This window comes from Terribacillus aidingensis, from assembly GCF_900215625.1.
GTDB classification, from domain to species: Bacteria; Bacillota; Bacilli; order Bacillales; family Amphibacillaceae; genus Terribacillus; species Terribacillus aidingensis.
Genome location: NZ_OBEK01000003.1, coordinates 230,552 through 242,027 on the forward strand (window position 1 = coordinate 230,552; position 11,476 = coordinate 242,027).

The 11,476-nt window shown below is 41.2% G+C and carries 8 protein-coding genes; 1 reads left to right on the plus strand and 7 read right to left on the minus strand.

Going from position 1 to position 11,476, the window contains the following annotated elements; all coding sequences use genetic code 11:
• Nucleotides 1-151: 151 nt before the first annotated feature.
• Together CRO17_RS11730 and CRO17_RS11735 are read right to left on the minus strand one after the other, a co-directional pair.
• A complete protein-coding gene (locus tag CRO17_RS11730) occupies nt 152-2,185 on the minus strand; it encodes an ABC transporter ATP-binding protein (protein WP_097042452.1) in 2,034 nt (677 codons plus the stop codon).
• A complete protein-coding gene (locus tag CRO17_RS11735) occupies nt 2,182-3,933 on the minus strand; it encodes an ABC transporter ATP-binding protein (protein ID WP_097042454.1) in 1,752 nt (583 codons plus the stop codon). Before CRO17_RS11735 ends, CRO17_RS11730 begins: the two co-directional genes overlap by 4 nt.
• A 510-nt stretch (nt 3,934-4,443) precedes the next feature.
• Between CRO17_RS11735 and CRO17_RS11740 the strand changes: the two genes are divergently transcribed.
• Nucleotides 4,444-5,013: a beta-class carbonic anhydrase gene (locus tag CRO17_RS11740; protein WP_097042457.1), complete on the plus strand. Its 570-nt coding sequence runs from the start codon at nt 4,444-4,446 to the stop codon at nt 5,011-5,013.
• A 126-nt stretch (nt 5,014-5,139) separates the two neighbouring features.
• Here CRO17_RS11740 and CRO17_RS11745 read toward each other — a convergent pair whose 3' ends face one another.
• The 5 genes from CRO17_RS11745 to CRO17_RS11765 all read right to left on the minus strand — a co-directional run bounded on the left by CRO17_RS11745 (nt 5,140) and on the right by CRO17_RS11765 (nt 11,373).
• Nucleotides 5,140-6,213, minus strand: coding sequence for an undecaprenyldiphospho-muramoylpentapeptide beta-N-acetylglucosaminyltransferase (locus tag CRO17_RS11745; RefSeq protein ID WP_097042712.1), 1,074 nt, complete (start codon nt 6,211-6,213; stop codon nt 5,140-5,142).
• A gap of 210 nt (nt 6,214-6,423) precedes the next feature.
• Nucleotides 6,424-7,587 (minus strand): sporulation protein YhbH, encoded by a 1,164-nt coding sequence (gene yhbH / locus CRO17_RS11750; protein ID WP_097042459.1) that lies wholly within the window; start codon nt 7,585-7,587, stop codon nt 6,424-6,426.
• A gap of 81 nt (nt 7,588-7,668) precedes the next feature.
• A complete protein-coding gene (locus CRO17_RS11755) occupies nt 7,669-8,787 on the minus strand; it encodes a Ger(x)C family spore germination protein (RefSeq protein WP_097042461.1) in 1,119 nt (372 codons plus the stop codon).
• Nucleotides 8,784-9,890: a GerAB/ArcD/ProY family transporter gene (locus tag CRO17_RS11760; RefSeq protein WP_097042463.1), complete on the minus strand. Its 1,107-nt coding sequence runs from the start codon at nt 9,888-9,890 to the stop codon at nt 8,784-8,786. Before CRO17_RS11760 ends, CRO17_RS11755 begins: the two co-directional genes overlap by 4 nt.
• Nucleotides 9,880-11,373, minus strand: a complete 1,494-nt coding sequence (locus CRO17_RS11765; RefSeq protein WP_097042465.1) for a spore germination protein — start codon at nt 11,371-11,373, stop codon at nt 9,880-9,882. The genes CRO17_RS11760 and CRO17_RS11765 overlap by 11 nt, the downstream gene beginning before the upstream one ends.
• Nucleotides 11,374-11,476 lie beyond the last annotated feature (103 nt).

The window sequence follows — 11,476 nt, forward strand, 5'->3', positions numbered from 1 at the left end:
GACATATGACTTACTCCAATACTTCACCAATATGCCTATCATACATCATGACACAAAAGAGCCGCTTCACAAAACAATTACAAAATAATTAAATCTCTGCAACAATTGTCACCCGCAAAAAGACCGTCCTGTTTACCAGGACGGCCTCATCTTAACCTGCAGATTGCTTGATACCGCTTTGCTGCATCAAAAACATCTGATAATATTGTCCCTGTTTTTTCAACAGAGAGTGGTGATTCCCTTTTTCCAATATCTCACCATGATCCAAAACGAATATTTGATCCGCGTGCATAATAGTGGAAAGACGGTGCGCAATAACGAGTGTCGTCCTGCCTTCTTTCAGCACTTCCAAGGCGCGTTGGATAATCGCTTCTGTTTCTGTATCAATATTCGCTGTTGCTTCGTCTAGTATCAGAATAGATGGGTTGAAAGCCAAAGCTCTGGCAAAGGAGACAAGCTGCCGTTCTCCCATGGAAAGTGTTGCTCCGCCTTCTTTGACTGGCTCATCATATTGTTTCGGCAGTTTGGAGATGAACTGTTCCGCTCCGACTGCCTGCAAAGCTTTTATAGCTATTTCCCGAGAAATATCTGGGTTGTTCATCGTTACATTGGTCAGAATCGTACCCGTGAAAAGGAAAGGATCCTGCAAAACAATTCCCATACTGCTGCGCACTTGCTGGCGTGACATGTCTTTTGTATCAACACCATCGATTGTAATGATGCCTTTTTGGTGATCATAAAAACGAAACAGCAAATTCATAATAGAGCTCTTACCTGATCCAGTATGACCGACAAAAGCTGCTGTTTGTCCGCTCTCTACTTCAAAACTGAGATTCTTTAACACATAATCTTTCTCGTTATAAGCAAAGCTGACATCTTTAAATGCGATTTCTCCGCGATTCTTCTCGCGTTTTGCCTCCAAGTCCACGCCTTCGCCTTTTTCATCAAGCAGCTGAAATACACGAGAAGCAGCTACACGCGCCTGTTCTAAAAGCGGCAGCTGATTCACCGCATCTGTCATCGGGTTAAATAAGCGATTCAGGTAATCAACAAAGGCATACAGTACACCTACTGTAACGATAGAGCCTCCTGTAACAGCTGCGCCGCCGAAGTACCAGATAAAGGCTACAAAAGCTAAATTGCGCAGTACTGTCACCAAGTTATGCGACGTAAGTGCACTCAGCTTCATCAGCTTCCGCTGATAAATAAAGTTTCGCTTATTCAGTACCTCAAATTCCTTTTCTGTCTCTTTTTCTCTGTTAAATGCCTGAATGATTGGCATCCCTTGGATTGATTCATTAATGCTGCCATTAATTTCACTTACTGTTTTGCGGACCACTTTGTTGTATTTAGTACCAAAATACTTATACACCTTCATCCACGCCCAAAAGATTGGAATGACGAGCAAACAAATCGCCGCGAGTTTTGCATTTAAAATGAACATCGCCACAAAGATACCGCCCATGTATACAAAACTCGTCACAAATGTAGCCAGTACTCTTTCATACAAATCCCGGATTGCTTCTGTATCATTTGTAATGCGGGCTACAATTGTGCCCGCAGGTCGGTCTACATAATAATTAATCGGTACCCGCTGTGTATGCGCGAATATATCATTCCGCATTGTGCGGACAATTTTATTGGAAGCTTGCTGCAGCAGGAATGTTTTCCAAAACTGAAATATTGCTGCGATAAAAAGCAATGCCGCATACACGATCAGCAAAATAATAATCGGTTGGAACTGCGGACGGAAAAAGTCATAAAGCTCACCTGCTGACAGCCTGGTACCAGCAGCCTCCTCTGCACCTTGCGGACTATCTACCTTGATTGTGCCGTCTTCGTAAGTTCTGGAACCATCGAGCGGCAGAACAGCTTCCGAAAAATAAAAATGCTTGCCAATCTGCAGAATGCTTGCTTCTCCCAGAACAGCTTTATCTGATGCTATCTCATCAGCTCGGATATATGTTTTACCGTTATACTGAACCGTCTTATCTGTCTGATTCTCCACTTCGTACCATGTCGACTCGATACCTAAAATGTGATGGTCAATAATTCGTGCTGCAATTAGCGGGCCAGCTAGTTCCAACACGACAGCAATGAGCAGACAAACGAGTCCAATATTTATTGTTTTTTTGTTACTTAATGCATAGCGAAATAATCTTCGTTCTGTGGTATTTTTCTTCATGAGGAGATGACCTCCTTTTCCTCCAGCTGCTGCAGCTGGTACTGGCTTGCATACCAGCCATTTGCTGCAAGCAATTCTGCATGCGTACCTCGCTCTATTATTTTTCCTTCCTCAAGCACAATAATCTGCTCTGCGTGCTTAACAGCAGAAAGACGGTGAGCGGCAATGATTGTCGTCTTGTCTTGACGCTCCTGTTTTAAATGTTCAATTATATTCGCTTCCGTTTTGCCATCTACCGCACTCATTGAATCATCGAGAATTAATATCTCTGGATTTTTTATAAATGCACGTGCTAGTGCCACCCGCTGCTTTTGGCCGCCTGATAAGGTTACACCGCTCTCGCCCACTTTCGTGTCTAACCCTTCCGGAAGGCTTTGAATATCAGTGAGAAAATGCGACAATTCCATTACTCGGAAGATCTCTTCATCTGTCGCATCGCGTTTCCCATATTGAATATTTTCTCGTATCGTTTTGGAGAAAAGAATCTGTTCTTGGGGTACATAACCAATCCAATTGCGTGTCGTTTCCAACGTAAACTGTTCAACTGGTGTTCCACCTAATAACAACTTACCTTCGCTTGGCGGATACTGGCGCAGCAGCTGCTTAAAAAGGGTCGATTTGCCTGCTCCCGTCTTTCCGACCACACCTAGCGTGCTGCCTTGCTGGATCTTTAGATTTATATTATCAAGACGCTCCATGCCGTTACCAGGATAACGGAAGCTCACCGAATCGAATTCGATATCTCCTGGCTTTTGCTGGTCTGCTGGCTTCTCAGGATCTGTAACATCAGCCGGATAATGGAGTGTTGTATTGACACGATCCAGAGACGCATTTCCACGCTGCAAGACATTGATTAATTCTCCAACTGCAAACATCGGCCAAATCAACATTCCTAGGTACATGTTAAAAGCAACCAAATTACCGAGTGTGATTTGATTTTGGAAAACGAGCAATGCGCCATACCCAATTCCAATTGTGTAAGAAAGACCAACCAGAACCTTCATCGTCGGCTCAAATAAGGCATCAATCTTCGCTACCTTGATGTTTTTCTGGTAAACATCCTCCGTCATGCTCTGGAATCGCTGCTCATCTTGTTTTTCCAATACATAAGCCCGAACAACACGAATACCACGGATAGATTCCAGTACTTCATTGTTTAAGTTGCCAAACGCCTCTTGTGCTTCTGTAAAACGCTCGTTAATTGCATTGCCGTATTTATGCATAACAATAGCCATAATTGGCATCGGAATTAAGGCTACCAATGTTAGTTCCCAGCTAATCGTTATACCCATGACGGCAATAATCATCAGCATGAAAATACTTGAATCCACTAATGTCAAGACGCCAAAACCGCTCGTCATATAGATAGCTCGCAAGTCATTTGTGCCTTGAGCCATCAGGTCACCCACTTTTTTCTTATCAAAAAAGGTAGGTGTCATTCGGAACAAGTGCCCCATCAGTTTGGAGCGCATCAATCTCTCCAAAATAGCCGATCCGCTGAAAAGTGTATAATCCCACACATAGGAAATAATATAATGCAGGACTATTAACAATACAAATAGCCCGATTACTTGCCAAAGTCTTTCTGATGTGAGGGAGTTATAACTAATCTCGTCAATTGTCATACCGATTAGCTTCGGTGGTATCAGCCCTATTAAACTAGCCAATAGAAGGGCGATAACGGCGACGGTATATCGCTTCCAATATTTTAAGAAGAACCATTCCAACTTCTTTAGCACGTCAAACATACTTTCCCCAACCTTCTCTATCGATTTTTTCCGCTGACGCTCGGCTAACCATCATCCTTCCAATCTTCCGCCCACTGTCTTTTTTGCACAATACACATAGCCATTCCTCCTCAAGTTTTGTTTTATGATAAAAGACTGAATAGAATGTTCAGTCTGTATCAATAATCTTGTAATTTGGGCATAAAAAAACGCGCACGCCCGCAGACGTACACGTTCCTAAAGTATGCAGCAAGCGATTGCGGCAGACCCCTTCAATTGATAATACAACTAATCAAGATTCCGAATAGAGGAGGAACTGCCCAGTATGAAATTGGCTGAATAATGCTAGTTTCCGGTTATTCATCTTGGGTTCCTCCTCTCCATTGTTAATTTATGCATAATAAGTATATACATACCGTTTCTGAATGGTCAACATTATTTTCAAATAATTTGCATAATAAACAATATGTAAACAGTTGTGCTGATATGGTAAACTGGAACAGACAATGTTATAAAGGAGTGGCTTAATCTATGTTATTAGATGACATCTTAGCTCATAACCAGAAATTCGTTGAAGACAAAGCATATACACCCTACGAAACAGACAAGTTTCCTTCCAAGAAGGCTGTCATTCTAACTTGTATGGATGCCCGCCTACTTGAATTGCTGCCTAAAGCAGTTAATTTGAAGAATGGTGATGCGAAGATTATCCAAAACGCAGGCGCTATGCTCGTTGACACTTCGGATAGTGCAATGAAAAGTATCCTAGTAGCAGTTCATGCTTTGAAAGGAGAAGAAGTATTCGTAATCGGTCATAAAGACTGTGGAATGCATCATCTTCATGGAGCAGACTTACTGGAACAAATCGGCAATCAAGGCGGAGATGTCGAAACCTATATGCGCCAAGCGGAGAGCGAAGACGTGGCCAATATGTGGTTTAATGGCTTTAACAGTGTAGAAGAATCGGTGGAAAGCAGCGCATCACTAATTGCAAATCATCCCCTTCTACCACGTGACGTTCCTGTACATGCGCTCGTCATTGATCCGGCTACTGGTGAATTGACTACAATCCGGAACGGGTATGAAAAAACAAATAATTAAATGTTCATAAGAAAAGGATCACACAATAACAATTGTGTGATCCTTTTCTTTTACTGCAGGTTCTGCGTTTACATAAAAAAGGATAGTTATCCCCAACGGACTAACTACCCTGTAACACTAAATGAATTATTTTTTTGCATGTTCTTTTATAATTTCAATTACGCGCTGTTTTGCTTCTTGGCTTTCATAATGGCTCATGTTACGCAAAATTTCATTTCTATGTTCTTTAAGATCATGCAAATACTGAATTAACGATGCACTGGTCAGTTCTTCTTCTTCTAACACATCGGCATAGCCTTGTTTCTTAAACGAGCTGGCGTTCAGCAGCTGATCACCGCGGCTTGCCTTTTTGGATAATGGAATGAGCAGCATTGGCTTGCGCAGTGCAAGAAATTCAAATATTGCATTTGATCCTGCTCTGGATAGAACGTAATCAGATGCCGCAAACAAATCATTCAGCCCTTCATTCACATATTCAAACTGTACATAACCTTCTCTTTTGACAGATTCATCTAATTGATTCTTTCCGCAAATATGGACAATCTGAAACTCCTGCAGTAACGTATCCAAACTCGAACGAACTGATTCATTGATGATCTGAGAGCCGCCGCTGCCGCCCATAATGAGCAGAACAGATTTATCAGGTGAAAAATCAAGCTTCTCCAGCCCTACTCGCCGGTTTCCTTGGATTAATTCATCCCGGACTACTGCTCCGACCCACTCCGCCTTTTTAGCAGACACATGGGAAACTGTTTCAGCAAAGGTCGTAACGATTTTCTTCGCAAACGGCATGGCCAGCTTATTCGCTAATCCTGGTGTAATATCCGATTCATGAATAACGGCAGGCAAGTTACGAAGCCAAGAAGCAAACAGAACCGGAACCGATACAAATCCGCCCTTAGAGAAAATAACATGCGGTTTCACTTTCCCCATGATTCGGTAAGCCTGCATGGTACCCTTCATCACTTTAAAAGGATCTTTAAAGTTCTCTTTAGACATATAGCGCCTCAGTTTCCCAGTGGATATACTGTGATACGTTACGCCTTCTAACGGCTCGATTAAATCTCGTTCAATACCATTCTTTGAACCAATGTAATCGATCTTCCACCCCTCCTGCAAGAAAACAGGAATCAAAGCCACATTCACGATTACATGGCCAGCAGTGCCGCCCCCCGTAAATAGAATCCGTTTTTCCTTCATGTTGTAAATCCTTCCCTTTCCCATTAAAAGCACTTCTCTATTTAATATAAATGTAATTTATTTGTAATGTAAACGAAACATTTCATCGCCTATTCTATCCTAATGGATATCGCCAAAAAAAGAAAGGGCTTTTTGTCACATGACCAATATATGCTTTTCCAGCCCGCTTTTTGCCACAAAATAAAAAGAACAGCAGGAAAATCCTGCTGTTCAAACGGAAACCTCTGCTTTTTCATTCGAGAAGAATTGCTGCATGGCATAAAATACATCTGTTTTTTTACGAAGTACATAATAACGAAACTTCGGGTGCTCCAGCTTGCGAAAAATTTGCATTAATGTCGAATGGCGATTATATTGATTGACTTCTCCATAGCCGAAAAGGCTGGACACTTCAATCAGCTGGTTGATCAACCCGACACACCTGCTGTTATCAGAAGTCAAATTATCACCATCTGAGAAATGGAAGGGGTAGATGTTGTAAACAGATGGCGAATATTTCTCATCAACTAGCTGCAATGCTTTTTTATATGCCGAAGAGCAAATTGTACCGCCGCTTTCTCCTTTCGAGAAAAAGGATTCTTCATCCACGACATTCGCTTCTGTATGATGTGCAATAAACTCAATCTCTACAGTCTCATATTTGGTCCGGAGAAAGCGAGTCATCCAGAAGAAGAAACTTCTTGCAACATATTTCTCCCAATTTCCCATACTGCCGCTCGTATCCAGCATAGCAAGCACCACTGCTTTTGAATCCGGCTTTTCAATATTATCCCACGTCTTATACCGAACATCTTCTGGATAGATAGGTGCAAACGAGGAGCTGCCGCCAAGCGCATTGCGTTTAAATGCTTCTAACATTGTTCTTTTCTTGTCGATATTCCCAGTCAAACCTGTTTTGCGTATGTCATTAAATGCGATATCTGTCACGATCATCTGCTTTTCATCTTTTTGTTCTAAGTTAGGCAATTCCAGCTGGCTGTAAAAATTCTCTTCAAGCTCTTCAAACGAGACTTCTGCTTCGTAGTAATCGTGACCTGGCTGGTCGCCAGCTTCTCCTTGCCCTTTACCTGGGGCTTTCTGCTGATCACCAGCGCGACCAAGCACATCACCGACCTTGCTGTTTCCTTTTCCTTGACCTGCATGTTTGTTTTTATCCTGACTATAGCGGATTTTGTATTCATCCAATGACCTGATCGGAATTTTGATCAAGTCTTTTCCATTCGACATGATGATATTTTCTTCTGTTATCAAATCGGGCAATTTATTTTTCAATACTTCCTGGACCTTATCTTGATGCCGCTTTTGATCATCATATCCTTTTCGATGGAGGGACCAGTCTTCTTCTGACACTGCAAAATGGTTGGAATCAGTCATTCGCCAGCCTCCTTAAGATAATTAATCTATCTTATGCAGGACAGCCGGCATTGATTAAACAAACTCTGTAAAAGGGTTACATTATCTGAAAATTCCACGCGATCGGATATTAACTTTGATATGCGGAACAATCTCTATATCTTTGTAATCTTTATCCCAATCAAGTTTTTTCCAGTGATCTGGATAATGACCGTAGATGCTCCTCCCAATGCCGAATACATCGCAGTTGGCTTCCTGAATACTTTTGATGATATCCTCTGCCTCTTTCGTCAATGTTTTTTCCAAATCTTTCTGTAGCTTCGGTAAAACAGAGAGCGAAAGATCGTCTGCCGGATACTCCTCAATCATTACAGTCAAGTCAAGGTTAACATCTGTTTTTACTTTATGTTCCTTGCTTGGTTTCGATTTGACTTTACTGCTGTAATCCTCCACATGAATCGTTACATAATTCGTTGGCTGCGGCTTCTTTCCATCATATAGTTTCGTTGTAATTCTGGCTACCTTTCCTTTTATATTATTCATTAATAAGAATAAAGTCGTATGGTCGTATGGTATGTCCTTTCCGGTGTAACTTGATTCATGGAAAAGAGCCAACCCTTCGTAAGAAACTGTCTTGCCCCCGTCCCCTACCTTCATAGCTGGTGCAACGAAATCCTGTCCATTTTCGAAAATCTCTGCTCCAATTTTCTGCATATTGATTTCCAGTGAACTTGTTGTCTCTACTTTTGATTCAAGTATTCCTTCTATATATTCACTAGGCCGCATTTCTGATTTAGGAACTACTTTTAATGCCTGCTCAGCATCTCCTTTTACAACAGCAATCACAGCATCCAAATGCAAGCGCGGGTCACGGTAAAATGCATCAATATACGGATATATATCTTTTTTAGCAAGTTTTTCACCGATTAGTAAGACATCCAGCTGAGAGGGACTATACGTCGAAGATAATCGCCGATCAATATTTGACCTCGCTTCTGTAGGAGTGCCTCCAGTAGCAGTCAGGAACTGCACGGATTCCTGCCCCGGCCCGGATGCGCTATTTTGAACGTTGGGAATCAGAATCGTATTTTTATAAATATTATCATCTGTTAAGTCATAAGCTGCCGTAATGCCAAGTTTTACTTCCTTAAATTCTCTTGTATCCCAGCAGCCTGACAATACAATTGCGCAGATCAGCAAGATAATAGCTATTTTTCTCATGACGATGCCCTTTCTTGTTTATCTTTTCTGCGGAGAAAGGATAAAAGAAACAATATAATAGGAATGACAAGCGTAAAGTACTCAGTAATCCTATCTTGGAAACTAATGATCATCCTTATATTTTTTTCGTTTAAACCTCCCCAAACCGAAACTGCCAATACAAGAAGTGAAGTTGAATAAACGTTTATAATCTTCTTTTTTGCTTTAGGAATCTTAGCAAATGCCTTTTCTGCTCCATAAAGATAGGAAGCAAATGCTGTCATAGCGAATACAGTCCATAACGTAAGAACAAATATGTCAATTCTTGTAATAAGGGGAGAGTCTGCGGTCCGCAGCATATAAAGAATCGGCTGCGGGATATGCTGCAGCTGTTCAGAACCAAAATGACTGAAAGAAATTAACACCGTATATAAATAAAACAATGCAACAATGCAATTTGCTCCAATAGCTACCCGCCTTTTTTGTTTGTGACTGCCTTGCGTAAAAGGCAAAAATAGAAATAACAGGACAAAGCTGCTTAAAGAATAGATACTGACACTAATTCCATCTATGTAGCCAGATAGCGTTGCTTGACCCATCGGTTGAAAATAGATGAGCTTTGCATCTGCCAGCCCAAAAAGAAATAAAGAAGAAATAAAAAACAAAACGACCGCAAAAAAGGTAAAAACTTTGGCAATGAGAGTCAGCCCTCCTGAAATAGTGTAGAGCGCACTTATCAAGAGCAATATATACAGCAGCCAAACAGGTGTTTCCGGAAGCAGCCATTGGTTTATCAACTCCCCATAAGACGTTAGGAGATATATAGCTACGACTAGAAAATATACATAATAACTGAAACCAGCAATGCTGCCGATATACTTGCCAAAGCTGCTATTCAAGATGCCGAATAAATCTTCACCAGGATAACATTTAATCGTATGCACAACCATCAAAACAAAAACAATCGAAATCAATCCGCCAATAATCAAAGTAATCCAGCCGTCAGCACCAGCTGCTTTATGCAGGACCGTTGGAAGGTTTAATATATCCACACCAATTTGACTTTGAATGTAAATATATCCCATCTGAGATAATGTGATTTTTTTATTAGAATCATTCGCCATTATTCTCACCTAACTGATTTGATTTATATGGCCGAGGAGAGTCTAGCTGCTCAGGTCGGCGCTTCATTAAAAACTGCGGAACACGAATAATCGTGTCTTTTACATCTCGGAACTGAATTGGAGTAAAATAGCTCAGACCTAGTGACTCAATTCTGCACAGATGAATTAGCAGCAAAAGCAGACCAAACCCAATTCCAATAAACCCCAGAACAGCACTCATAATACAGAGCGGAAACGTTAATATACGCAGCGCATCGCTCATCTCATTTGATGGAACCACATAAGAAGCTAGTGATGTAAGAGCAATCACAATTACCATTAAGTTAGAAACCAAACCTGCTGTTACAATAGCATCACCGATAACGAGACCCCCGACGATACCAATAGTAGAACCGATTGGGGAAGGCAGACGGATAGCCGCTTCCCGTATGACTTCTAATATGGTAACCATCATAACTGCTTCTGCCAGCGGCGGATAAGCAATATCCCTGATTGATCCCAAAACAGGGGAAATTAACTGCTCAGGAATTACTTCATAGTGAAATCCGATAACTGCAATATAAAAGGATGGCAAGGTAATGGATATAATAAAGCTAAATAGACGTATCAACCGAAGATAGGTGGCGACAATCCAACGCGTATTATAATCATCAGGTGTTTGGTAGAAGGCAAAGAATGTAACAGGAGCTACCAAACATGTTGGGTTATTAGCAAACAAGATGGCAATTCTGCCTTCCATTAGCAGTGCTGTTGTTTTGTCGGGTCTTTCTGTACTTAAAAATTGCGGAAAAATACTGTACGTCCGGTCTTCAATATACTCGGTAAAAGCTCCTGCACTTAAAAGTGCATCCGTGTTTATATTGCTAATTCGTGTTTCTAATTCTTTTACAACATCCCCGTTTACAACACCATCAACATAAACCATCGCTATCTCAGACTCTGTGTAATCGCCAATCGTCATTTTCTTTATAGTAAGACTGCGGTGTTGGATACGGCGTCGAATTAAATTGATGTTTGTCTTAATATCCTCTGTAAACCCATCATGCGATCCTTTTATAACCTTCTCATTAACAGGTTCCATGATTGCCCTGCTTGCGTCCATCTGAACATTAAAAAGATAGCAAGTGGAATTCCCTTCTACTAAGTAGACTGCTTTTCCTCCGATAAGTGCTGTTACTGCTTTATTTAGATCATTGCTTTCTTCACGATCTTTAATTTTTCGAATATCTCCATCTGTTTTCAATAACGGTTCAAATATATACCGCTGCATCTTATCTGGATCTGTTATATCGTCCAAAAAAATTAACGCCTGCTTACTATCTGGCAGAAGGCGAATCTTTAGGTCTGCTGAGTTACGCATTTCTTCCTTAATATAAGCAATGTTCTTTTCCAAAGAAGTCGTGGATTGATGCGGCGGCACCTTGTCTTCCCGGATGACTTTCTCCTGTGCTGGCTCTTTCTTTTTCTGCTTGAAAAACCCCATGTCGACGCACCTTTCCTAAATCATTTCCGTTAGTTTGTACATGTAATGGAAATATATGTAGCAAATCAGACACAAAAAAACGCCCTCACAAATGAGGACGTTT